Genomic DNA, 23,979 nt, shown 5'->3' on the forward strand with positions numbered 1-23,979 from the left:
GCTGTTGTGGAGGTGTTGTATGTGCGAACTGCTCGGGATGAGCGCCAATGTGCCAACCGATATCTGCTTTAGTTTCACCGGGCTGGTTCAGCGCGGTGGAGGAACCGGGCCGCATAAGGACGGCTGGGGCATCACCTTCTACGAAGGCAAAGGGTGTCGTACGTTCAAAGATCCACAGCCCAGCTTTAACTCGCCGATTGCCAAACTGGTGCAGGACTACCCCATCAAGTCCCGCTCGGTGATCGCCCACATCCGTCAGGCAAACCGCGGCGAAGTGGCGCTGGAAAATACCCATCCGTTTACCCGCGAGCTGTGGGGCCGTAACTGGACCTACGCGCACAACGGGCAGCTTACGGGCTATAAGTCGCTGGAGACGGGCAATTTCCGCCCGGTCGGCGAAACCGACAGCGAAAAAGCCTTCTGCTGGCTGCTGCACAAGCTGACGGAGCGCTATCCCCGCACGCCCGGCAACATGACTGCCGTGTTCAAATACATCGCGACGCTGGCATCTGAACTGCGTGAAAAAGGCGTGTTCAACATGCTGCTCTCAGACGGCCGCTATGTGATGGCGTTCTGCTCGACGAATCTGTTCTGGATCACCCGCCGCGCGCCGTTTGGCGTTGCGACGCTGCTCGATCAGGATGTGGAGATAGACTTTCAGAAGGAGACCACACCGAACGATGTGGTCACTGTTATCGCAACGCAGCCGCTGACGGGCAACGAAACCTGGCAAAAGATTATGCCAGGCGAGTGGGTGCTATTTTGTCTCGGGGACCGTGTAATTTGACGCCAGCTGCGGGTGGACAACTTCGTGGCTCAGCGGTTTGCTGACCACGTAACGGCCATCGACAATAGAGACCACCGGTGGCTTGTGGGTCTGCTCAAAGTAGTCGTAACCTGGCTTCAGCTGTTTCCAGAAATCCGCGTAGTATGAGTACTTGTGACGGGCCATGTTGGCGTCCGTCATGCGGAACGGATAGATGCTGACCTGTACGTTAGGCTGCCCAAAGACCAGCGCGCCCGTCACGAACTGGAAAATCTCATCAATGCCGGAGTCGGTCATCGCGTAACAGCCGATTGACACGCAGGCACCGTGGATCATCAGATATTTACCTTCATAACCGTGTGCACGGTCATAGGCATTCGGGAAGCCGATGTTAATGGCTTTATAGAAGCGGCTGTCAGGCTTGAGCTGGCTGCGCTGAACGTTGTAGAACCCTTCCGGACTTTTGAAATCGCCCTGACGCTGTTTTGGCCCTAGCCCGCCGGAGTAGTTACAAATTTTGTAACTATCAAGCAGCTGATATGTCTCGCCCATTTTCACAAACAGATCGAGAGTGCGTTCTTCCTTGAAGATCTGAATATAAACCGGCGATCCCATTAACTGCTGTTTATATTCTTTGCTGATCGGCGTCGTTGAGCTATTACTGCTGAGCAGCCCGGCAAACGACATGCACGGCATCAGAAGCATCGCAATGAACAATGCGATTTTACGCATACTACTAGTTCCTTGATAAAACCATGACCAACTTGCCAGGACGGCAAAAGAGACCCGAAATCAGATTATTCTGTTAGGAGCGCTCACATTAGCACCGCTATAGATTTTCGCAAGAGCCGGGCGGTGAGTTTACAAATTAGTTTTACTTTATAAACCATCAAAATTGCGATGGCTCCAGGAACTTTGCGCATTAGGTCGCAATTTGGCGCGCGCGACGGCAGATTACCTGCCCGTAGGAAGGGGAAAATGTTACACTTTGCGCCCACTGGATTGTTGTTCATGGAAACCTGCTAACCACATGTTTAAAATAAAAAAAGGACTTGATCTGCCGATTGCAGGCGTGCCAGCGCAGCACGTTTCGACAGGCGCAAGCGTCCGTCATGTCGCCATTTTGGGCGAAGACTACCTGGGTATGCGTCCTTCAATGCTGGTACAGGAGGGCGATCGCGTTATCAAAGGGCAGACGCTCTTTGAGGATAAAAAAAATCCCGGCGTGATGTTCACGGCTCCCGCGAGCGGCACCGTTGTGGCCATCAACCGCGGCGAGCGTCGCGTGCTGCAGTCGGTGGTTATCCGAATAGAGGGCGATGAACAGCGTGAATTTGCCCATTACGATACTGCAGAACTCGCATCGCTGAACCGTGACGCCGTTCAGGATCAGCTCCTGACGTCCGGTTTATGGACCGCGCTTCGTACGCGTCCCTTCAGTAAATCCCCTGTTCCGGGCACGGAGCCGGCCGCGATTTTCGTCACGGCAATGGATACCAACCCGCTCAGCGTGGATCCGCAGCCGGTTATCCTGGCGCAGCGCAAAGCCTTTGATGCCGGACTGACCGTTTTAACCCGCCTCACGTCTGGAAAAGTCCACGTTTGCCAGGCCGGCGGCGGCAAGCTCGGGGGGCATCCGCAGGGGCAGGTCACGTTTAACGAGTTTGCTGGCCCGCATCCGGCGGGTCTGGTCGGGACGCACATCCATTTCCTTGAGCCGGTGAGCCTGAAAAAACAGGTTTGGCATCTTAATTATCAGGACGTCATCGCCATCGGTAAGCTCTTTACTACCGGCGAACTCTGCGCTGAACGGATAATCGCCATCGGCGGGCCGCAGGCTGCAAACCCGCGCCTGGTGAAGACGCTGCTGGGCGCAGACATCAACGAACTGCTGGTAGGGGAAACGAAAGAGGGTGAGAACCGCCTGATTTCCGGTTCGGTCCTCAGCGGACGCCATGCTGTCAATGCGCACGCGTACCTGGGACGCTTCCATTTGCAGGTCAGCATTGTGCAGGAAGGGCGTGAGAAAGAGCTGTTTGGCTGGGTTCTGCCAGGCGCGGAAAAATACTCCGTCACCCGAACCACGCTGGGCCACTTCCTGCGTAATAAGCTGTTTAGCTTCTCAACCAGCACGCACGGCGGCGAGCGCGCCATGGTCCCGATTGGCAACTACGAGCGCGTCATGCCGCTGGATATTCTTCCCACCGTGCTGTTACGCGATCTTCTGGCCGGCGATACCGACGGCGCGCAGGCGCTCGGTTGTCTGGAGCTGGACGAAGAAGATCTGGCGCTCTGTACCTATGTGTGTCCAGGTAAATACGAATATGGACCCGTATTGCGCGAGGTGTTAACCCGCATTGAGCAGGAAGGATAACCATGGGTTTAAAACATCTCTTTGAAAAAATTGAGCCGCACTTTACCGAAGGAAAGCTCAAAAAGTATTACCCGCTGTATGAAGCGACGACCACCATTTTCTACACGCCAGGTCTGGTGACGAAAGGCGCGGCACACGTTCGCGATGCCATCGATCTGAAGCGAATGATGATTCTGGTGTGGTTTGCCGTCTTCCCGGCCATGTTCTGGGGCATGTACAACGTCGGTCTGCAGACCATTCCTGCGCTGCACCATCTGTACGATGCGCAGCAGCTGGCGCAGGTGATTCAGTCTGACTGGCACTATCGTCTGGCGCAGTCGCTGGGCGTCAGCTTTGCGGCTGATGCTGGCTGGGTCAGCATGATGACGCTGGGCGCGGTCTTCTTCCTGCCGATTTACATCACGGTATTTATCGTAGGCGGCTTCTGGGAAGTGCTGTTTGCCATCATCCGTAAACATGAGATCAACGAAGGCTTCTTCGTGACCTCTATTCTGTTCGCCCTGATTGTTCCCCCGACGCTGCCGCTCTGGCAGGCGGCGCTGGGCATCAGTTTCGGCGTAGTGATTGCCAAAGAGATCTTCGGCGGCACCGGGCGTAACTTCCTCAACCCGGCACTGGCGGGGCGCGCCTTCCTGTTCTTTGCTTATCCGGCGCAAATCTCTGGCGACCTGGTGTGGACGGCAGCAGACGGTTTCTCCGGCGCGACGCCGCTTTCACAGTGGGCGGCAGGCGGCGGTGAAACGCTGGTGAACAATGCGACCGGCCAGCCTGTGACCTGGTTGGATGCGTTTATTGGCAACATTCCGGGCTCCATTGGCGAAGTGTCTACCCTGATGATTTTGCTTGGCGGAGCCATCATTCTCTTTGGCCGCGTGGCCTCATGGCGGATCGTCGTGGGCGTGATGATCGGCATGGTGCTGACCGCCACCCTGTTCAACGTTATCGGTTCGACCACCAACCCGATGTTCTCCATGCCGTGGTACTGGCATCTGGTGCTGGGTGGCTTCGCGTTCGGCATGATGTTCATGGCGACGGATCCCGTCTCTGCCTCGTTTACTGACAAAGGTAAATGGAGCTACGGCGTGCTCATTGGCGCGATGTGCGTTCTGATCCGCGTGGTCAACCCGGCGTATCCGGAAGGGATGATGTTGGCCATTCTGTTTGCCAACCTGTTTGCGCCGCTGTTCGATTACCTGGTGGTGCGGGCCAACATTAAGCGGAGGAAGGCGCGTGGCTGAGGTTAAAAATAACGACAGCATCAGCAAAACGCTGCTGGTGGTGCTGGTGCTCTGTCTGGTCTGCTCTATTGTCGTGGCCGGTTCTGCCGTGGGGTTAAAACCCCTGCAGCAAGAGCAACGTGCGCTGGATAAACAGCGCAACATCCTGGCCGTCGCCGGGCTGATGCAGGAAGGCATGACGAAGGACGACGTCGCCGACGTGTTTGCTGAACGCATTACTCCACGGCTGGTGGATTTAAAAACCGGCGAGCTGATGAATAAAGACCCGGCGAAGTATAACCAGGCGCTGGCGCTGAAAGATCCGCAGATGAGCACCGTGCTTGACGCCTCACAGGATCCGGCAGGTATAAAGCGCCGCAGCAACATCGCGGAGATCTACCTGGTACGTGACGAGCAAAAACGCGTACAGGAAGTGGTTTTACCGATTTACGGTAACGGTCTGTGGTCAATGATGTACGCGTTTGTGGCCCTTGATACCGATGGGCGCACCGTAAAAGGAATTACGTATTACGACCAGGGCGAAACGCCGGGGCTGGGTGGCGAAGTTGAGAACCCTAACTGGCGGGCACAGTTTGTCGGCAAGAAAGTGCTCGACGATAACGGTCTGCCTGCGCTGAAGGTGATGAAAGGGGCGGCACGTCCCGGTGACGACTACGCCGTTGACGGGCTTTCCGGCGCTACGCTCACATCAAAAGGCGTGCAGCACAGTTTTGATTTCTGGATGGGCGAGCTGGGCTTTGGTCCTTTCCTGAAAAACGTACGTGAAGGAGCGCTGAACAATGGCTGATACCGGTGAACTGAAAGAAGTTAAAAAGGTGCTCATTGGCCCACTGTTAGCCAATAACCCGATCACGCTCCAGGTGCTGGGCGTCTGTTCCGCTCTGGCGGTAACGACCAAGCTGGAAACGGCGGTGGTGATGACGCTGGCGGTCACGCTGGTCACGGCATTCTCCAGCATGTTTATCTCGATGATCCGCCACCACATTCCCAACAGCGTGAGGATCATCGTACAGATGGCGATCATCGCCTCGCTGGTGATCGTGGTCGATCAGCTGCTGCGCGCCTTCGCCTATGAAACCTCAAAGCAGCTCTCGGTGTTTGTCGGGCTGATCATCACCAACTGTATCGTCATGGGGCGTGCAGAAGCCTACGCCATGAAAATGCCGCCGCTGGCGAGCTTTATGGACGGCATCGGCAACGGCCTTGGCTACGGCGTGATCCTCCTGACCGTTGGGTTCCTGCGCGAGCTGATTGGCAGCGGCAAGCTGTTTGGCATCACGGTGCTGGACACGGTGCAGAACGGCGGCTGGTATCTGCCAAACGGCCTGTTCCTGCTGGCTCCTAGCGCGTTTTTCATTATCGGTTTGTTGATCTGGCTGATTCGTACGCTGAAGCCAGAACAGCAGGAAAAGGAGTAACCGACAATGGCTCATTACCTGAGTTTGTTTGTGCGGGCTGTGTTTGTTGAAAACATGGCGCTCGCGTTTTTCCTCGGCATGTGTACGTTCCTTGCCGTGTCTAAAAAGGTCTCCACGGCATTTGGCCTGGGCGTGGCGGTCACCGTTGTGTTGGGGCTTTCGGTTCCGATTAACAATCTGGTGTACAACTTTGTGCTGCGGGACGGCGCGCTGGTGGAAGGGGTTGATCTCAGCTTCCTGAACTTCATCACCTTTATCGGGGTGATCGCCGCGCTGGTGCAAATACTCGAGATGATCCTCGATAAGTACTTCCCTTCGCTGTACAACGCGCTGGGGATCTTCCTGCCGCTGATCGCGGTGAACTGCGCCATCTTTGGCGGCGTCTCGTTTATGGTTCAGCGTGATTACAACTTCAGTGAATCCGTGGTGTACGGTTTTGGTTCCGGCATCGGCTGGATGCTGGCGATTGTCACCATGGCGGGGATCCGCGAGAAAATGAAATATGCCAACGTGCCTGCGGGTCTGCGCGGCTTAGGGATCACCTTTATCACCACCGGGCTGATGGCGCTGGGCTTTATGTCCTTCTCCGGTGTGCAGCTATAAGGGCTAACAGATGGAAATTATCCTTGGCGTGGTGATGTTCACGCTGATTGTACTGGTGCTGTCAGGGCTGATTCTGGCGGCGCGCGCGAAGCTGGTAAATTCCGGTGACGTGGTGATTGATATTAACGACGAGCCGCAGAACCAGATCCGCACACCTGCGGGGGACAAGCTGCTCAACACGCTCTCCGGCAACGGCATTTTTGTCTCCTCAGCCTGCGGCGGCGGTGGCTCCTGCGGGCAGTGCCGCGTGACGGTAAAAGAGGGCGGTGGCGATATCCTTCCCACCGAGCTGGCGCACATCACAAAGCGTGAGGCAAAAGAGGGCTGCCGTCTGGCCTGCCAGGTCGCGGTGCGTCAAAACATGAAGATCGAGCTGCCGGAAGAGATCTTCGGCGTCAAAAAATGGGAGTGCGAGGTTATCTCTAACGATAACAAAGCCACCTTTATTAAAGAGCTAAAGCTGCGGGTGCCGGAAGGGGAAGATGTTCCGTTCCGCGCCGGGGGATACATTCAGATTGAGTGTCCTGAGCATACCGTGGCGTATGCGGACTTCGACGTGCCGGATGAATACCGCGCCGACTGGGACAAATTCAATCTCTTCCGCTTTGTATCGGAGGTAAAAGAGCCGACGCTTCGCGCCTACTCGATGGCCAACTACCCGGAAGAGAAGGGCATTATCATGCTCAACGTGCGTATCGCCACGCCGCCACCGAATGTGCCGGACGCACCGCCGGGGGTGATGTCGTCATACATCTGGTCTTTGAAGCCGGGAGATAAGGTGACCATCTCCGGTCCGTTTGGGGAGTTCTTCGCGAAAGATACCGATGCGGAAATGGTCTTTATTGGCGGCGGTGCCGGTATGGCCCCGATGCGCTCGCACATCTTTGACCAGCTCAAGCGGCTGGGTAGCCAGCGTAAGATCAGCTTCTGGTACGGGGCGCGCTCGCTGCGCGAGATGTTCTATGATGATGAGTTTGAACAGCTGGCGCGTGAAAACCCGAACTTTACCTTCCACGTTGCGCTTTCCGATCCGCAGCCGGAAGATAACTGGACGGGCTACACGGGGTTCATCCACAACGTGCTGTATGAAAACTACCTCAAGCAGCACCCGGCGCCTGAGGACTGCGAGTTCTATATGTGTGGTCCGCCGATGATGAACGCCGCCGTGATTAAGATGCTGAAAGATCTCGGCGTCGAAGATGAGAACATCATGCTCGATGATTTTGGAGGCTGATGATGCTGACGTTTCTGGCAACCTTTGTGGTTTTTGTGCTTGTCATCTTCGGCATGTCGTTAGGCTGGATCGTTAAGCGGAAAAGCATTCAGGGCAGCTGCGGCGGTATTTCCTCCATTGGGATGGAAAAGGTCTGCGACTGCCCGGAACCGTGCGATGCGCGAAAGAAAAGGATGGCCCGCGAGCAGCAGCGCATTATTTAGTCGTGTAGGTCGGGTAAGGCGAAGCCGCCACCCGACAATTCCCAAGCACACTTCTCAACCCTCATTTATTTACTGTATACTTATCCAGTGATGAGTGAGGGCTTACTATGCGCAAAATAATCCATGTCGATATGGACTGCTTTTTTGCCGCAGTGGAGATGCGTGACAACCCGGCGCTGCGGGATATTCCCATTGCCATTGGCGGCAGCCGCGTTCAGCGTGGTGTCATCAGCACCGCCAACTATCCTGCGCGCAAATTTGGCGTGCGCAGCGCGATGCCGACGGCGATGGCCTTAAAGCTTTGCCCTCATCTCACGCTTCTGCCCGGCCGGTTTGAAGCCTATAAAGAGGCTTCCCTTCATATTCGGGAAATCTTCTCCCGCTATACCTCTCTGATTGAGCCGCTGTCGCTGGACGAAGCCTATCTGGATGTGACCGACAGCGTGCACTGCCACGGCTCCGCCACGCTGATGGCTCAGGAGATCCGCCAGACGATTTTCAACGAGCTGAACCTGACGGCGTCTGCGGGCGTCGCGCCCGTGAAATTCCTCGCCAAAATTGCCTCCGATTTAAATAAGCCCAACGGTCAATACGTCATTACGCCTGACGAGGTGCCTGCGTTTTTGAAAACGCTGCCGCTCGGCAAAATTCCCGGGGTAGGAAAAGTTTCCGCCGCAAAGCTGGAAAGCATGGGGCTACGGACCTGCGAAGACGTGCAGCGAAGCGATCTCGCCATGCTGCTCAAGCGTTTCGGGAAGTTTGGCCGCGTGCTGTGGGAGCGCAGCCAGGGGATTGACGATCGCGATGTGAACAGCGAGCGGCTACGTAAATCCGTCGGCGTTGAGCGCACCCTCATCGAAGATATTCATGACTGGTCCGAATGCGAGACCATTATCACGGAACAGCTTTACCCGGAGCTGGAACGACGCTTAAGCAAGGTGAAGCCGGACCTGCTGATTGCCCGTCAGGGTATCAAATTAAAATTCAACGACTTCCAGCAGACCACGCAGGAACACGTCTGGCCGCGTCTGAATAAGGACGATCTCATTGCGACGGCGAAAAAGGCATGGGAAGAGCGCCGGGGCGGGCGAGGGGTGAGGCTGGTGGGATTGCACGTCACGCTGCTGGATCCGCAGTTAGAGCGACAGCTGGTATTGGGATTGTAAAAAAGCCCGGTGCGCTACGCTTACCGGGCCTACGTTTTTCACCCTCGAGAGGGCTGGGGTGAGGGTATTACTTAACAGGGATCGCTTTCAGCAGCTCAGTCAACAGCGTCCAGTAGTGACCGACGCTTTCGATATGAACCTGCTCATCCGGCGAGTGCGGACCGGTAATGGTTGGCCCGATGGAAACCATATCCATATCCGGATACGGTTTCTTGAACAAACCACATTCCAGGCCGGCGTGGATCACCTGAATGTTCGGGGTGCTGTTGAACAGACGCTGGTAGGTTTCACGCACCAGCGCCATCACCGGAGAACTTGCGTCCGGCTGCCAGCCCGGGTAGCTGCCTTTTGCAGACGTTTTCGCGCCCGCCAGCGTGCCCAGAGATTCCAGCATGCTCACCACGTACTCTTTACCGCTGTCGATCAGCGAACGGATCAGGCAGATGATTTCCGCGCTGTCGTCGCTCATGGTCACCACGCCCACGTTCAGTGAGGTTTCCACCACGCCTTTCGCCACGTCAGAATTGCGGATCACGCCGTTTGGCGTCGCGTTCAGCAGCTGAACGAAGGTGTCACGAGACTGCGCGGTCAGCGCGGCTTTATCCGTAGATACGGATTCCAGCACCACGGTCAGGTTTTTCTCTTTCGCCGACAGTTCGTTTTTCAGGATATCCAGGTATACGCTGGAGAGTTTTTTCAGCTCGTCCGCTTTTGCCGCCGGAACGGCTACGGTGGCGAAGGCTTCACGCGGGATCGCGTTGCGCAGGGTACCGCCGTTGAAGTCCACCAGACGCAGATCAAGCTCGGCCGCGTGGCCTGCCAGGAAGCGCGCCAGCAGCTTGTTGGCGTTACCCAGACCCAGGTGAATATCACCGCCGGAGTGGCCGCCTTTCAGCCCTTTCAGCGTCAGCTTGAAGGTCTGGAAGCCCGCAGGAATTGCTTCACGCGACAGCGGCAGGGTAGAGATGAAATCAATCCCGCCCGCGCAGCCCATGTAGATCTCGCCTTCTTCTTCAGAGTCGGTGTTGATCAGGATGTCCGCCTGCAGCCAGTTCGCCTGCAGACCGAACGCGCCGTCCATGCCCGCTTCTTCAGTCATGGTCAGCAGCACTTCCAGTGGACCGTGCTCAACGCTGTCGTCAGCCAGTACGGCCAGCGCAGAGGCCATACCGATGCCGTTATCCGCGCCCAGCGTGGTGCCGCGTGCTTTCACCCAGTCGCCGTCGATGTAGGGTTGAATCGGGTCTTTGGTGAAGTCGTGAACGGTGTCGTTATTCTTCTGTGGCACCATGTCCAGGTGCGCCTGCAGCACAACCGGTTTACGGTTTTCCATGCCTGCGGTAGCAGGTTTGCGGATCAGAATATTGCCAACCTGGTCACGTTCAGCATGCAGACCTTTTTCCTTCGCCCAGCCCATAATATGTTCGGCAAGCTGTTCTTCATGATAGGAAGGGTGTGGAATGGAACAGATTTTTTCAAAAATATCCCACAGCGGCTGCGGAGATAATTGAGACAGTTCAGACACGATAAGTCTCCTTGTCGAGGCGCTGCAAACAGGGTTGCAGGTCACAGGGTTAGCAGGTTAATAGTTACCACAAGTCAGGCTTGCGAGATGAAACTGAGAATACCACTTTCTCTGCTGGCTGGTAGCATAAAGCATGTAAAAACTCAGGCAGAGGGCGCTAAACACTGGTTTTTAGTGCGTCAGATCTCTATAATCTCGCGCAACCTATTTCCCCCTCGAACACTTTTTAAGCCGTATAAAAACAGGCTGGGACACTTCACATGAGCGAAAAATACGTCGTCACCTGGGACATGTTGCAGATTCACGCACGCAAACTGGCTGCCCGTCTGATGCCTTCCGAACAGTGGAAAGGCATTATTGCCGTCAGCCGTGGCGGTCTGGTACCGGGGGCGCTGCTGGCACGTGAGCTGGGTATTCGTCATGTCGATACCGTTTGCATCTCCAGCTATGACCATGATAACCAGCGTGAGCTGACCGTGCTGAAACGTGCGGAAGGCGACGGTGAAGGTTTCATCGTTATTGATGACCTGGTAGATACCGGCGGTACTGCGGTCGCTATCCGCGAAATGTATCCGAAAGCCCATTTCGTCACTATCTTCGCGAAACCTGCTGGCCGCCCGCTGGTTGACGATTACGTGATTGATATCCCGCAGGATACCTGGATTGAACAGCCGTGGGATATGGGCGTGGTCTTCGTACCGCCTATTTCAGGCCGTTAATACCAGTACGTAACTTTACACGCCCGGCTATGTCGGGCGTTGTTCTTTTTGGCCTGCCACGCGTTACAATAGTCTTCATATGACGTATTCATGGAGGCAACGCAATGACGCAGGCGAATCTCACCGAGACTCTCTTCAAACCCCGTTTCAAACACCCTGAAACGTCGACGCTGGTGCGTCGCTTTAATCCGGGTACCCAGCCTGCCGTCCAGTCCGCGTTAGACGGTAAAAACGTGCCCCACTGGTATCGCATGATTAACCGCCTGATGTGGATCTGGCGCGGTATTGACCCCCGTGAAATCCTGGATGTGCAGGCACGTATCGTGATGAGCGAAGCCGAACGGACCGACAGCGATCTCTACGATACGGTGGTGGGCTACCGTGGCGGAAACTGGATCTACGAGTGGTCTAAACAGGCGATGCTCTGGCAGCAAAAAGCCAGCCAGGAAGAGGATGCCACGCGCAGCGGCAAGCACTGGCTGCATGCGGCTAATCTCTATACCATTGCCGCGTACCCGCATTTAAAAGGGGATGAACTGGCGGAGCAGGCTCAGGCGCTGGCGAATCGCGCTTATGAAGAGGCGGCGCAGCGTTTGCCGGGCCAAATGCGCGAGCTTGAGTTCAGCATTCCAGGCGGCGCACCCGTCACCGGGTTCCTGCATATGCCGGAAGGCGACGGCCCGTTCCCGACCGTACTGATGTGCGGTGGGCTGGATTCGCTGCAGATCGACTATTACAGCCTGTATGAGCGCTACTTCGCACCAAAAGGGATCGCGATGCTGACGCTTGATATGCCCTCAATCGGTTTCTCATCCAAATGGAAACTGACGCAGGATTCGAGCCTGCTGCACCAGCATGCGCTAAAAGCGCTGGAGAACATTCCGTGGGTTGACCACACCCGCGTGGCGGCATTCGGCTTCCGTTTTGGCGCGAACGTCGCGGTGCGTCTGGCTTACCTGGAATCTTCTCGTCTGAAGGCCGTCGCCTGCCTTGGTCCGGTCGTTCACGCCCTGCTCAGCGATCCGGCACGTCTGGGGAGCGTACCTGAAATGTACCTTGATGTGCTGGCCAGCCGTCTTGGCATGCATGATGCATCAGACGAAGCGCTGCGCGTTGAACTCAATCGCTACTCGTTAAAAACGCAAGGGTTGCTGGGACGTCGCTGCCCGACGCCGATGCTGTCGGGGTTCTGGAAAAACGATCCGTTCAGCCCGGAAGAAGAGTCGCGCTTAATCACTTCGTCATCTGCGGATGGCAAATTGCTTGAAGTGCCGTTCAGCCCGGTCTATCAGAATTTCGACAAAGCGCTGAAAGAGATTACGCGCTGGATCGCTCAGAGATTGTGTTAATAGATTGCTAAATTTCGCTGGTTTGGTAAAACAGTGGCTTCACAAAAGGAGATCGCAATGACGTTACCGAGTGGACACCCGAAAAGTAGACTGATTAAGAAGTTTATGGCTCTCGGCCCGTATATTCGAGAAGAGCAGTGTGAAGAAAATCGCTTTTTTTTCGACTGCCTGGCTGTATGCGTCAACGTGAAGCCTGCACCTGAAAAACGTGAATTCTGGGGCTGGTGGATGGAAATGGAAGCAGAGGAAAAACGCTTTACGTATAGCTACCAGTTTGGCCTGTTTAATAAAGACGGCAACTGGCAGGCTACCTCTATTAAAGATCAGGAAGTGATTGACCGCCTGGAATATACGCTAAAAGAGTTCCACGATAAGGCTCGCGCGCTGCTGGCTACTCTGGATCTCAAGTTCGAACCTGCGGATGACTTTTCCAGCGAAGCGGTGAAGCTGACTGCCTGATGGTGTCACAGCGCCGGGTGGCGGCTACGCCTTACCCGGCCTACAAAAACGAACGATCACGTAGGCCCGGTAAGCGTAGCGCCACCGGGCAATAAAAAACCGGCATTAAGCCGGTTTTTTTTATTTCGCATCATCAGAACTGGTAGGTCATGCCCACGGCAACGATGTCATCGCTGCTCACGCCCAGTTTATTTTTGTCGTCAATCTGGTTGATTTTATAATCAACAAAGGTGGACATATTTTTGTTGAAGTAATAGGTCGCGCCAACGTCAATATATTTCACCAGATCTTCGTCACCAATACCCTCGATATCTTTGCCTTTAGACTGGACATAACCCAGGGACGGGCGCAGACCAAAGTCGAACTGATATTGCGCAACAACTTCAAAGTTCTGCGCTTTATTTGCAAAGCCGCCAGAAATTGGCGTCATATTACGGGTTTCTGAATACATCGCTGCCAGATAAATATCGTTCGCGTCATATTTCAGACCGGTAGCCCAGGCTTCGGCTTTCTGACCCTGGCCACGCGCCAGCAGGTTCTGAGCATTGGTGCGGTCAGAGTTGGTGTAGGCGCCGCTGACGGCGAAATCGCTGCCGCCGAAGTCATAGGTCAGAGAGGTACCAAAACCGTCACCATTCTGTTTCTTGGCGTCACGGTTTTCGTTTTTACCCTGGTACTGAAGGGTCATGTCCAGGCCGTCAACCACGCCGAAGAAGTCGGTGTTGCGGTAGGTCGCCAGGCCAGTAGCACGCTTGGTCATGAAGTTATCGGTCTGCGCGGAAGAGTCGCCGCCGAACTCAGGGAACATATCGGTCCATGCTTCGACGTCATACAGGGCACCCAGGTTACGACCGTAATCCAGTGAACCAACGTTTTTCAGCTTCAGGCCCGCAAATGCCAGACGCGTCTTCTGAGAGGAGTCGCTTTCAGCTTTGTTACCTGCAAATTCAGATTCCCAACGGCCATATCCCGTCAGCTGATCGTTAATCTGCGTTTCGCCTTTAAAACCAAAACGAACGTAAGTCTGATCGCCATCTTTAGTGTCATCATCACTTAGGTAGTGCATGGCTTTCACTTTGCCGTACACGTCCAGCTTATTACCATCTTTATTATAAACTTCAGCTGCGTGAACGGATGCAGAAGCCACTACGCCCATAACCATTAATGCCAGAGTGCTCTTTTTCATTTTCGATCCTGTCTTATAAACGCGCTAAAAAAATTCGCTGGACGATAAGCTCATGCTTAAGTCCCGTGAAAAAACAGGAAGGGTTTTATCGTTCTGGAGTGAAACTTTTATGACAAACTAAGAATAATTTTAAAAAACTGTGATTTATTATTTCGGTAATAAAATTGTCAAATTCTCCCGCTACGCTTCCTAATCCCGCGCAACAAAGTGTTTCGCGATGTGCTAAGGCAGTTGGCAACGGGGCTGACTCCTGTTAAAACGTTCGTTCGACATTACTTTCCCTTATCGTTGAACGGCAGAGAATCATGAGTGACAGCCAGACGCTGGTGGTAAAACTCGGTACCAGTGTTTTAACAGGCGGATCGCGCCGCCTAAATCGCGCCCACATTGTTGAGCTTGTACGTCAGTGCGCTCAGCTGCATGCCGCAGGGCATCGTATTGTGATTGTGACCTCCGGGGCGATTGCCGCCGGGCGTGAACACCTGGGTTACCCCGAACTCCCCGCGACGATCGCTTCCAAACAGCTGCTGGCCGCCGTGGGGCAAAGCCGACTCATTCAACTCTGGGAACAGTTGTTCTCCATCTATGGCATCCACGTCGGGCAGATGCTGCTGACGCGTGCGGACATGGAAGACAGAGAGCGCTTCCTGAACGCCCGCGATACTCTGCGCGCGCTGCTGGACAACAACATTGTTCCGGTCATTAACGAGAACGATGCCGTTGCCACCGCTGAAATCAAAGTGGGTGATAACGATAACCTCTCGGCGCTGGCCGCGATTCTGGCCGGAGCCGATAAATTACTGCTTCTGACCGATCAGCAGGGGCTGTTCACCGCCGATCCGCGTTCGAACCCGGAAGCCGAACTGATAAGCGACGTTCACGGCATCGACGATGCGCTGCGTGCGATCGCTGGTGACAGCGTTTCAGGCCTCGGAACGGGCGGTATGGGGACCAAGCTGCAGGCCGCTGACGTCGCATGCCGCGCCGGTATCGACACCATCATTGCGGCGGGCAGCCGCCCAGGCGTGATTGGTGACGTGATGGAAGGCATCTCCGTCGGTACCCGCTTCCACGCCCAGGAATCTCCGCTGGAAAACCGCAAGCGCTGGATATTTGGCGCGCCTCCTGCTGGCGAACTCGTCGTTGATGAAGGGGCAACCGCCGCGATTCTGGAACGAGGAAGTTCATTACTTCCTAAAGGAATTAAAAGCGTGACAGGCAACTTCTCCCGTGGTGAAGTGATCCGTATCCGTAACCTCGAAGGCCGCGACATCGCCCACGGCGTAAGCCGTTATAACAGCGATGCCCTGCGCCGCATCGCGGGTCACCACTCGCAGCAGATCGACGCCATTCTGGGCTATGAATATGGCCCGGTTGCCGTGCATCGCGATGACATGATTATTCGTTAAGGAGCAGAACATGCTGGAACAAATGGGCGCAGCCGCGAAGGCCGCCTCTTACAAACTGGCGCTCCTTTCCAGCCGCGAGAAAAACCGCGTGCTGGAAAAAATCGCTGACTATCTGGAATCACAGTCCCAGGAGATTTTGCTCGCCAACGAGCAGGATTTACTGGAAGCGCGTCGTAACGGTTTGAGCGAAGCGATGCTCGACCGTCTGGCGCTGACGCCGGCACGCCTGAAAGGCATCGCCGACGATGTGCGTCAGGTTTGCAATCTGGCTGACCCGGTAGGGCAGGTCATCGACGGCGGGCTGCTCGATAGCGGTTTACGCCTGGAGCGCCGCCGCGTGCCGCTCGGCGTTATCGGCGTTATTTATGAAGCCCGTCCAAACGTGACGGTGGATGTCGCCTCCCTATGTCTGAAAACCGGTAACGCCGCTATTCTGCGCGGTGGGAAAGAGACATGGCGCACCAATGCCGCGACGGTGAAAGTCATTCAGCAGGCGCTGGAAGAGTGTGGCTTACCCGCGGGTGCCGTACAGGCGATCGAGAGCCCAGACCGCGCGCTGGTCAACGAAATGCTGCGCATGGACAAATACATCGACATGCTGATCCCACGCGGCGGCGCGGGCCTGCACAAGCTATGCCGAGAGCAGTCGACGATTCCGGTGATCACCGGCGGTATCGGCGTGTGCCATATCGTGGTCGACGATAGCGCGGAGATTGAACCGGCGCTGAAGATTATCGTTAACGCGAAAACCCAGCGTCCAAGCACCTGTAACACCGTAGAAACGCTGCTAGTGCATCAGGATATTGCGAATACCTTCCTCCCAGCCCTGAGCAAACAGATGGCCGAGAGCGGCGTGACGCTGCATGCTGATGCAAACGCGCTCGCACTGCTGCAGAATGGCCCGGCTAGCGTTGTTCCCGTCAAAGCGGAGCAGTACGACGACGAGTTCCTGTCACTGGATCTGAACGTGAAAATCGTTGCCGATCTCGACGACGCCATTGCGCACATCCGTGAACACGGCACGCAGCATTCCGACGCGATCCTGACGCGCACCCTGCGCAATGCCGATCGCTTCGTGAACGAGGTGGATTCCTCTGCGGTCTATGTGAATGCCTCAACGCGCTTCACCGACGGCGGCCAGTTCGGCCTCGGCGCTGAGGTGGCGGTCAGCACGCAGAAACTGCACGCGCGCGGTCCGATGGGGCTGGAAGCGCTGACCACGTACAAGTGGATCGGCTTCGGTGACGATACGATTCGTGCGTAAATAATCACAGGTGATGCAAAAGTAGCCGTTTGATTCAAAAGGGCATTGACGCATCACCCGGATAGATCTAACCTTTTGCCCCGTGGTTACACTCGTAACCGGCCTCTCAGGGCCGATATAGCTCAGTTGGTAGAGCAGCGCATTCGTAATGCGAAGGTCGTAGGTTCGACTCCTATTATCGGCACTCACACAACAAAATCCTTTAAAAACAATGACTAAAGGCGATTATCGCTCTCAAGGTACAGTCTTTTTTAAGGGATTCTAGGACCAACAGTTGCCGCTATGGTTAACAGTGGCTATTCAGGGATGTTAGCACGTAGCGGCCTGTAGTTGTAAAGCTCGAACAGGTACAAAGCGTGAACAGTCCACACGAACCGCTATCAACTCGAAGCTGATGACGCTGCCAACGTCTCTAAATCCTCCCGAAACAGATTGATCAGACGCATTTAAGCCCGATGTGTGGCCGTATGAGCCACGTAAACAGGTGAATAGTGGTAAACGTACCTGCACACGACATGCAGGCTCTGCCAGCGCTTCGCTCACGCTCCGAAAGGTACACGAGCACCCTGATAAGGTGTGATCCTTCTGAACACTGATGTAGTCGCCAAACGGCTCCGCTTGTCTCCTTACCACTAACGGGGCTTTATGGCTTCTATTGTCGTTAACAGTCCAATCACTGTACACTCAAGGATAATAGAAGGTCCCATTGAGTGAGAATGCCAGAGTGCTTGAGAAAATTAACGAACAAAGGATTGAGCCTCATAAGGTTACGAAACCCATCCAACTTCTTGCTGCATGGATGGTGGGTTTAGTGGTGACTAACAGCAGTTTTTTGATCGCAGCCTCCCAGATGACAGATCAGAGTTGGGAAAAGGGATTTTTAGTGGTTGCGGCAGTAATCAATGTTCCGCTTTTTCTTTTTGCATTATTTTTACTTCAAACGCGTTTTAGGGCTGAGTTGCAAGAAGATACTTACTATTCTGAATATTTAAGTAAGAAAACTTCAACTCCTATTAAACTGGATAAAAATACTGAGCAGGATGCAAGAATAGAAAGGGTTGAGAGGCTTGTTTCGCAGCTATCTGCACAAAAAATAGAACAAGATAACGTTTTTGCAGAAGGTGAGCTTGATTGGACTGAATGGCCTGTTAGTCTAAATCGCTATCATCCTAATTTTAAAGAAATTAAAGCAGCACTCAAGGCTGCCAAAATACCAATCACATCCTATTTCGGGATGAAGGAAAAACTACCAAGCAGATGGGTTATTTCACTTAGCCGATTTTTACCCATTACCCACAAAACTGCCATTCTCAGGGAACTCATTTCCTTTAAGTTTGATGGATTCCAGCTATGGGAGCCAATGAGGGAAGCTGAAGAAAACGAGGACGTTTATATAGGTAGTTATGGTAGCTCTCCCGTAGCGCCAATAAACAATGACCTCAGAGAACTTCTCATGCAGGATGAAATTGAGGCGTCTGAACTAGACTTTCTTTATGAAATTAACTCATGACAGAGCTACATTTATCAATAACAGTTGTTATTAGATGTTCAGTTTGTAGTAGGTCTGATTTACCTCATCCTGAGTAATATCAAGGTACGTCATAGTGACTGCTGGGCTGCTATGGTGCAGCGATCTTACTGATCGTCTCTATTGGTGTTCCTGCCTCTCACAGCGCACGGCCCCGACAGTTACGGGCATTGTGGCTGCTCTAAACCCGAAAAAGTTGAACTTGTGAAAACGTGGGACCGTTTATCCATTTTAATCCCTTGAAAAGGAAGGGGCATCAAGCCCCTTCATTCAACATTAACCAGCGTGACGGTAGGATTCACGCACACCATCACGATAACCATCAGCAAACGCTGCCTGAGGACTTTTGTGGCGAACGGTTCCCGCCTGGCTATCAGGTAAGGAGGCTAAGTCTACCCAAACCTGCCCCGTGCGAGCCAAGCCAGCGCGGTAACCCTGATCGTAAGCGCAGCCGCAACATTTATGGCGACCCTCACCACCTTGATCGTGAGGTAAGCTAATGAAAAGAGTGTTGTAACGGTGTGATTGTTTACAAATAGTCATGTATTGCTCCTTATGAGCGTCATTTTATGGTTTACATGATCCTCTTTGCCTGGCACAATCAAGCCGTGAAAAATGAAGGCAAGGCTAAGATTCATACGAGTTTGGCGACTCGTATTGGTCATGCTTTGTAAGCCGGGTTCATGCAAATGAATCCGGTTTTTTTACGCCTAAAATTCAGGCGCGGCACTACATGTGGGGGTGGTCAATCAATAGCGGCCCCACATAGTCGATATTCTAGTGATGATTCTTTTCTGCACAAGGGTTGATTTTGACGTTAAATTGAGGTTGTGAAAGGGTAAAAATGCAAAACCCTACACAGCATAAGGCCTGGAAGACATGTCAATGATTAAGAAAAAAAAATCAAAATTTGATCGAGTGCTGATTTCTTCAACGGGAGGGCAGAATTGCGCAACATGATATCGCGCAATCTTTATAAGAATAATGAATGTTGCCAGTGGTTTTGATAGTTGTGTGCAACATATAGTTAACATCAACAGTCCTTAATAGTCGATGGTCTGGAATACTTCTTCAACATCCTTATCCATGATCCCACAATACGCCAGCGTGACCGCCTGCGATGAATGCCCGTACAGCTTCGTGAGCGTCGGTAGACTTACCCCACGTTTTATAGCGTGATAGCCAAGGTTCTTGCGTGGGCTGTGCGCCGCAATGTGCAAATTGAGCATATCTCCGGCTTCTTTGAATTTAGCTGAGACCGTCACCCGGCTGATCGGTTTTCCTTTGGCCCGGTTGCTGTCCACTTCGAACAGGTATTCATGACCAGGATTATCAGCACGGCGTTGTGCTACCAATTCAAGCGCTTTGGCAGTCAGCATGATCGAGCGGATTTTCCCTGTCTTCTGTTCCTTCAGGTTCAACACGTTCCCTTCGATGTGTTTAAAGTCGGTATAACGCAACTTGAGAGCGTCACCAATACGCGCCGCTGTCTGATTCAGGAACACCCACAAATCACCGTAGATAGCGCTGCTGTTATTCTGACGCAGCAGTCTTTCAACCTCTGCGATCTTCTCTTTGTCTCTGACTGGTTCGACCTTCTTCATACAATTCCCCCATCGCTATCTCATTAAGTAAGTTACAAAGAAAATATTGATCATAATATAATCATTGTAAAGGATTTTTTATATGTTATTGCACTCACTCCCGCGCGGTGGGAAACGAAAGTGGGGGCCACTCTTCAGATACATTGTCGGAAAATATCCGGTCTCACTTGGGGATCTGCTGGACAGTCTCTTCAGCGGTTCAATAAAAATGAACCATCATTTTAAAATATCGAAGGTTAGTCCATTGCACACCACACATGCTGGCTCTGCCAGTGAATAATCCTTGCCTGATTCTGCATAAATTCTGCATAAGACAACCCCTTAGGTGTTCATCTACAACACAATTCATAAGAATCAATAGCTTGCTAAATTACACATGTGCATTGTGTAAGTTAGAGGTGAGTTCTTATACCTGCCAGCAGGCCACTACGTCAGCCTCCAACAGGCGAAATTCTCCCGCCCTAACAGGTCACGGATACGTACCCTTCCCACACCAGCGCAAGCAGTCCCACCAATAGTCCCGTATTCTCCACCAGAAGCGCTACAGCGCGTCATCTCCACACAATTGTAAACTGACCTACCCATAGCACAGCGCCCCGCTGAGAAGCTCTGACACGCCCAGAAATGGATGATTTTTCGTAGATTTTGCGAAGAAAATTAATTTTTTCGGTATGGAAGGGCGGATCGGTGATGGTGTTTAGCTACAATATGGCTGGCAGATCTGCCGAGGCCCTGCCACGAATGGCTTCGTTATGTATCCGATACCATAACGATCACCATTCCCCACAGGCGAGCCAGTGACAACAGACAGGATTTTCTATCAATTAACCGCAATTTATGGGTATTTAAATCCTATTATTTCCCGCCAAAAATCCAACCTATGACTGCACCGATCACCGCAGAGCGGGTCTCACCTGCTGCACTTTTGAGGACGTTAATAATGGTATCACCTGAAGTCGGGGCTTTCTGAGTAAGGACGCTTACACCAAGTGGGGTTAACTTGGCAGCGTAGTCCATATCTGTTGAGGAGATTATTTGGATGTAGCCCATATCCCTCAGAGCAAACAGGGTATTACGCAACAACTCACTACGCTCGTCATTCCAGCCCCAATCCGAATAATCAAATTCCGAGTGAGACGGATAGCCCGCAAACAGTTTCACCAGGATTCCAGTTGCCATCTCGTTAAAGCTGTCTTTGCCTTGGACGAATTCCATATTGTTTCCTTTTGTTCACTGATTGAACGAGGTTACTTACTTACCGCTGGAAGTGCCAGCAAGAAGGGATGACGCTGTGCTGTTAATCACTAGGTGAGGGGGTGTCTTCTACCAGAGGGGAGGCCATTGGTAAAGAATCTTAACTAACGTTAGTAAAGATCCTTAACCAGCCATTAGTAAAGAATCTTAACTAACCATTGGTAAAGATACTTAACCGTACTATATCACTTACTAGATCATCTTTAGATCACTGCCTATATCAGTAAAAACATTAAGGTCAAAGACAGATTGAACATGCGTTCAATTGTTGGAGTTGTTAGGTGTTATGTAGACAGGCTTCGCCTGTTTACACTCTGTGTGGAAGACAAGCGCAAGCGCGTCAGTCCAATGTGGATCGAGCACGGCGCAGAGGAGCTTTAAACGCGACGTAACTCCCCCCTTGGAGGGGCGGCGCCCCCCCCTCAACCCTGCGCTCTAACAACATCTCTAGAGTCCTCTATCGCGTTCTGAGCGTCTTTCTCTTATTGTTGGTGACTTTGTACCGTTCCGCTTACAGCGTTGAATCTGAAGCGTCTGAGAGCGTTTTGTGATTACGGGGCTTGACAAAGAAAAAGTATGTGTATAAAGTCGCGGGCTATTGACACAAAACATTTCTATCTCTTCATGCATTAAATGAGTTATCGGTTGACAAAGAAACTAATTTACTATAAAATATATATTATCAAATGAGATGATTTTATGACTAAACAATAACTTAAATAGGAGAGATACATGGGGAAACCTGTTCTGTTCGATTTCTCGAACGCCACTGCCTCAGAGATTGTCGCTGCAATCGATGCAAAAATTACCACAGCTCAAAATCTGCACGCCTTCCGCACTCGTATGGGTGGTGCCAAGAAAGCCGATAAGCTCTATCCAGCTACTCGCGAAGCACTGAACATCATTAAACGCCTGCGTCAGCAAGCGAAAGACGCAAAAATCATCCGGGATATTCTTAAACCGTACTCAGCAGAGTTGGCAAAAGGCCGTGATGTTATGGAAATCATTGAACCAGTGCTGTCTGCCTGGCGTGTCTATTACGCCTCTCATGGCATTGGTTTGATGAATGAGCAGATCCTCCTGTTGAAAATGATTGAGGCGGGCGGTGAACTCGAAGGTATTACCGGAAAACCCATTCCCGAACTGACCACAACCGAATAACCATTCTCTGCTTTACGGTGCGAAGCACTTTACCAGAGGTAAACACCTCCGGTGCTATTAGCTTTACTCCGTTGGCAGCAACGCCACCAAACGAAATCGCCGCAAACACGGCCTTACCCCTGATCGCCACCATGATCGCAGGGGCGTATTTCTACATCTGACGGACAGGAGACAGGATGCATGAATATTTCATTCCCAGATGAGACCTACCGCGCATTGCTTAAAGAGGCTAACCGCCGCGACATGCCAATGGCAAAATTATGTAGTGAATTGCTGCAAACAGCGGCAAAAATCATTGAAAAGAATAAAACAGATAACCAGCGAGGATACAATGACAACCGAGACAGTAGAAACTAATCAGCCAGACGAACAGGACGGCACTTTTGATCGCACTTATACCGATTTTAAGCGACTGACTATCTTAATTTCTAAGAATGGGGTGGAAAAGGTGGGCAAGGGTAAGGATTCCAAACTTGTGCCTGTGCCTGATGGGACCGAGATAATGTTAACTCCGAGCATGAAAGACGTTTACAGCTACCTCTACACCTTCCAGACGAACAAAGACCGCAGAAACTACCCTGAACCAATTTATCCTAATATGGAAATAATCGCGTGGGAAAATGGCATTACTAAACCCACGGCGCAAAAGGCTGTGGATGATTTGATGCGGGCGGGGGTGTTGATTAAGGACCAAATTCAGATTGGGAGCGGGTTTAAGTCCAACAATTACGTTGTGTTGAAACCCTCGAAAGTGGTGGCGCGTGGCGTCACTCCACCGCATCCAAATGCTTCTAAATATTCAACTGCCGAGGAGAGCGGTAAGAATGAACAAAAACGTGCTGTGGTGGAACCTGCCGCGCCTGTTGCTGGAAAACCAGACGGCATACCTGTTGTGGATATTCCTGTCGATGCTGATGTACCTGCCGATGATGATGCGGTGATCGGAGACTTTAGTGATCCTTACCTTGATGCTGAAGTAAAAGAATGGCAGAAACAAAAACATAGTGGAGGATTGAATTGTGTGAACACGTAAGCGTTGAACTGACCGCAGATGAAGAACAAAAGCTATCTCGCCTTTTCTCCATCCTGGAGAAACCGACATATAAATCCCGATCCAAACCTTCCGATCCGGAAACACAACGCAAAGCCCGTTTATTGCTTAATCGTGGATTTTCACCGCATATTGTCGCAAATACACTAGATCTTCCGTTTGCTGAAGTCTGGCGGCTCGCACGTCAAAAACAAGCGGTGACCTGGGCGATGATGACACCGACAGCCCGGACAGAATTTGTCCGTGAAATGTGGTCACATGGGATGCACCCGGAACAGATCCGCAAGCGTTGCGATGGTCTGTCATACGTAAGCCTTCGATATTACCTGCATAACGCCGGGATCACTGACGCTGAAATGTTGGGTTACTACCCAGACGTGTTCGCGAATATCTGCAAGTTGCCGACAGTGAAGAAGAAGCGCACTAAGCGTAAGGCCCGTTAGGGTGAACGTTAACGTTCATCACTTT

The 23,979-nt window shown here is 52.7% G+C and carries 24 protein-coding genes and 1 tRNA gene; 20 read left to right on the forward strand and 5 right to left on the reverse strand.

From position 1 onward, the window contains the following. The first annotated feature begins 19 nt into the window (after positions 1-19). A complete protein-coding gene (locus N037_RS05375; RefSeq protein ID WP_023310496.1) occupies positions 20-787 on the forward strand; it encodes a class II glutamine amidotransferase in 768 nt (255 codons plus the stop codon). Here the strand turns inward: N037_RS05375 and dpaA are convergent. Next, positions 758-1,498, reverse strand: coding sequence for a peptidoglycan meso-diaminopimelic acid protein amidase (dpaA, locus tag N037_RS05380; protein WP_023334609.1), 741 nt, complete (start codon positions 1,496-1,498; stop codon positions 758-760). The two genes, N037_RS05375 and dpaA, sit on opposite strands and share 30 nt — an antisense overlap. A 298-nt stretch (positions 1,499-1,796) precedes the next feature. Here dpaA and N037_RS05385 point away from each other — a divergent pair, with 298 nt between their 5' ends. The 8 genes from N037_RS05385 to dinB all read left to right on the forward strand — a co-directional run bounded on the left by N037_RS05385 (position 1,797) and on the right by dinB (position 9,002). Continuing rightward, a complete protein-coding gene (locus N037_RS05385; RefSeq protein WP_032639553.1) occupies positions 1,797-3,140 on the forward strand; it encodes a Na(+)-translocating NADH-quinone reductase subunit A in 1,344 nt (447 codons plus the stop codon). Between the two features lie 2 nt (positions 3,141-3,142). Next, complete coding sequence (locus N037_RS05390) at positions 3,143-4,378, forward strand: NADH:ubiquinone reductase (Na(+)-transporting) subunit B (protein WP_032639555.1); 1,236 nt, start codon at positions 3,143-3,145, stop codon at positions 4,376-4,378. Next, positions 4,371-5,165, forward strand: a complete 795-nt coding sequence (locus N037_RS05395) for a Na(+)-translocating NADH-quinone reductase subunit C (RefSeq protein ID WP_032639557.1) — start codon at positions 4,371-4,373, stop codon at positions 5,163-5,165. Before N037_RS05390 ends, N037_RS05395 begins: the two co-directional genes overlap by 8 nt. Next, a complete protein-coding gene (locus N037_RS05400) occupies positions 5,158-5,796 on the forward strand; it encodes an NADH:ubiquinone reductase (Na(+)-transporting) subunit D (RefSeq protein ID WP_014882676.1) in 639 nt (212 codons plus the stop codon). The genes N037_RS05395 and N037_RS05400 overlap by 8 nt, the downstream gene beginning before the upstream one ends. Positions 5,797-5,802: 6 nt before the next feature. After that, complete coding sequence (nqrE, locus tag N037_RS05405; RefSeq protein WP_023334613.1) at positions 5,803-6,399, forward strand: NADH:ubiquinone reductase (Na(+)-transporting) subunit E; 597 nt, start codon at positions 5,803-5,805, stop codon at positions 6,397-6,399. A gap of 10 nt (positions 6,400-6,409) precedes the next feature. Continuing rightward, entirely contained in the window at positions 6,410-7,633 is a 1,224-nt protein-coding gene (gene nqrF, locus N037_RS05410; RefSeq protein ID WP_023334614.1) for an NADH:ubiquinone reductase (Na(+)-transporting) subunit F, read from the forward strand. Beyond that, positions 7,633-7,836 carry a (Na+)-NQR maturation NqrM gene (gene nqrM / locus N037_RS05415; protein ID WP_023615899.1) on the forward strand — a complete coding sequence of 68 codons (204 nt, stop codon included), beginning with the start codon at positions 7,633-7,635 and terminating at the stop codon, positions 7,834-7,836. Before nqrF ends, nqrM begins: the two co-directional genes overlap by 1 nt. Positions 7,837-7,943: 107 nt before the next feature. Beyond that, complete coding sequence (dinB, locus tag N037_RS05420; protein WP_023334616.1) at positions 7,944-9,002, forward strand: DNA polymerase IV; 1,059 nt, start codon at positions 7,944-7,946, stop codon at positions 9,000-9,002. Between the two features lie 67 nt (positions 9,003-9,069). Here the strand turns inward: dinB and pepD are convergent, their stop codons facing one another. Next, complete coding sequence (gene pepD / locus N037_RS05425) at positions 9,070-10,527, reverse strand: cytosol nonspecific dipeptidase (protein WP_032639559.1); 1,458 nt, start codon at positions 10,525-10,527, stop codon at positions 9,070-9,072. A gap of 260 nt (positions 10,528-10,787) precedes the next feature. Between pepD and gpt the strand changes: the two genes are divergently transcribed. From gpt to crl, 3 genes are all read left to right on the forward strand, one after another. Continuing rightward, positions 10,788-11,246, forward strand: coding sequence for a xanthine phosphoribosyltransferase (gpt, locus tag N037_RS05430; protein WP_010427903.1), 459 nt, complete (start codon positions 10,788-10,790; stop codon positions 11,244-11,246). 104 nt (positions 11,247-11,350) lie between these two features. Then, positions 11,351-12,595, forward strand: coding sequence for an esterase FrsA (frsA, locus tag N037_RS05435; RefSeq protein ID WP_032639562.1), 1,245 nt, complete (start codon positions 11,351-11,353; stop codon positions 12,593-12,595). Positions 12,596-12,652: 57 nt separating this feature from the next. Next, positions 12,653-13,054, forward strand: coding sequence for a sigma factor-binding protein Crl (gene crl / locus N037_RS05440; protein WP_023334619.1), 402 nt, complete (start codon positions 12,653-12,655; stop codon positions 13,052-13,054). A gap of 133 nt (positions 13,055-13,187) precedes the next feature. On the opposite strand, the gene phoE is transcribed toward crl, so the two are convergent. Next, a complete protein-coding gene (gene phoE / locus N037_RS05445) occupies positions 13,188-14,240 on the reverse strand; it encodes a phosphoporin PhoE (RefSeq protein WP_023334620.1) in 1,053 nt (350 codons plus the stop codon). Between the two features lie 305 nt (positions 14,241-14,545). On the opposite strand from phoE, the gene proB reads away from it, so the two are divergent. The 4 genes from proB to N037_RS05465 all read left to right on the forward strand — a co-directional run bounded on the left by proB (position 14,546) and on the right by N037_RS05465 (position 18,423). Further along, positions 14,546-15,649: a glutamate 5-kinase gene (gene proB / locus N037_RS05450; protein WP_023334621.1), complete on the forward strand. Its 1,104-nt coding sequence runs from the start codon at positions 14,546-14,548 to the stop codon at positions 15,647-15,649. A 10-nt stretch (positions 15,650-15,659) separates the two neighbouring features. Next, positions 15,660-16,913: a glutamate-5-semialdehyde dehydrogenase gene (gene proA / locus N037_RS05455; protein ID WP_032639564.1), complete on the forward strand. Its 1,254-nt coding sequence runs from the start codon at positions 15,660-15,662 to the stop codon at positions 16,911-16,913. Positions 16,914-17,024: 111 nt separating this feature from the next. Continuing rightward, positions 17,025-17,097, forward strand: a tRNA-Thr gene (locus N037_RS05460). A 540-nt stretch (positions 17,098-17,637) separates the two neighbouring features. After that, the gene (locus N037_RS05465; RefSeq protein WP_023620944.1) at positions 17,638-18,423 is read left to right on the forward strand and encodes a hypothetical protein; all 786 of its coding nucleotides are present in this window, start codon (positions 17,638-17,640) and stop codon (positions 18,421-18,423) included. 1,061 nt (positions 18,424-19,484) lie between these two features. Here the strand turns inward: N037_RS05465 and N037_RS05470 are convergent. Both N037_RS05470 and N037_RS05475 read right to left on the reverse strand, forming a co-directional pair. Then, positions 19,485-20,045, reverse strand: a complete 561-nt coding sequence (locus N037_RS05470) for a tyrosine-type recombinase/integrase (protein WP_032639566.1) — start codon at positions 20,043-20,045, stop codon at positions 19,485-19,487. A gap of 855 nt (positions 20,046-20,900) precedes the next feature. Continuing rightward, on the reverse strand, positions 20,901-21,260 hold the full coding sequence (locus tag N037_RS05475; RefSeq protein WP_032639568.1) for a hypothetical protein: 360 nt from the start codon (positions 21,258-21,260) through the stop codon (positions 20,901-20,903). A 771-nt stretch (positions 21,261-22,031) separates the two neighbouring features. Here N037_RS05475 and N037_RS05480 point away from each other — a divergent pair. The 4 genes from N037_RS05480 to N037_RS24790 all read left to right on the forward strand — a co-directional run bounded on the left by N037_RS05480 (position 22,032) and on the right by N037_RS24790 (position 23,954). Further along, positions 22,032-22,460, forward strand: a complete 429-nt coding sequence (locus N037_RS05480) for a hypothetical protein (protein WP_032639570.1) — start codon at positions 22,032-22,034, stop codon at positions 22,458-22,460. A gap of 180 nt (positions 22,461-22,640) precedes the next feature. Further along, entirely contained in the window at positions 22,641-22,817 is a 177-nt protein-coding gene (locus tag N037_RS24785; protein WP_156369706.1) for a hypothetical protein, read from the forward strand. Further along, positions 22,792-23,493: a hypothetical protein gene (locus N037_RS05485; RefSeq protein WP_072163892.1), complete on the forward strand. Its 702-nt coding sequence runs from the start codon at positions 22,792-22,794 to the stop codon at positions 23,491-23,493. The genes N037_RS24785 and N037_RS05485 overlap by 26 nt, the downstream gene beginning before the upstream one ends. Then, the gene (locus tag N037_RS24790; RefSeq protein ID WP_156369707.1) at positions 23,478-23,954 is read left to right on the forward strand and encodes a hypothetical protein; all 477 of its coding nucleotides are present in this window, start codon (positions 23,478-23,480) and stop codon (positions 23,952-23,954) included. Before N037_RS05485 ends, N037_RS24790 begins: the two co-directional genes overlap by 16 nt. Positions 23,955-23,979 lie beyond the last annotated feature (25 nt).

It is taken from the genome of Enterobacter sp. EGD-HP1 (assembly GCF_000733275.2).
In the GTDB taxonomy this organism is placed as follows: domain Bacteria; phylum Pseudomonadota; class Gammaproteobacteria; order Enterobacterales; family Enterobacteriaceae; genus Enterobacter.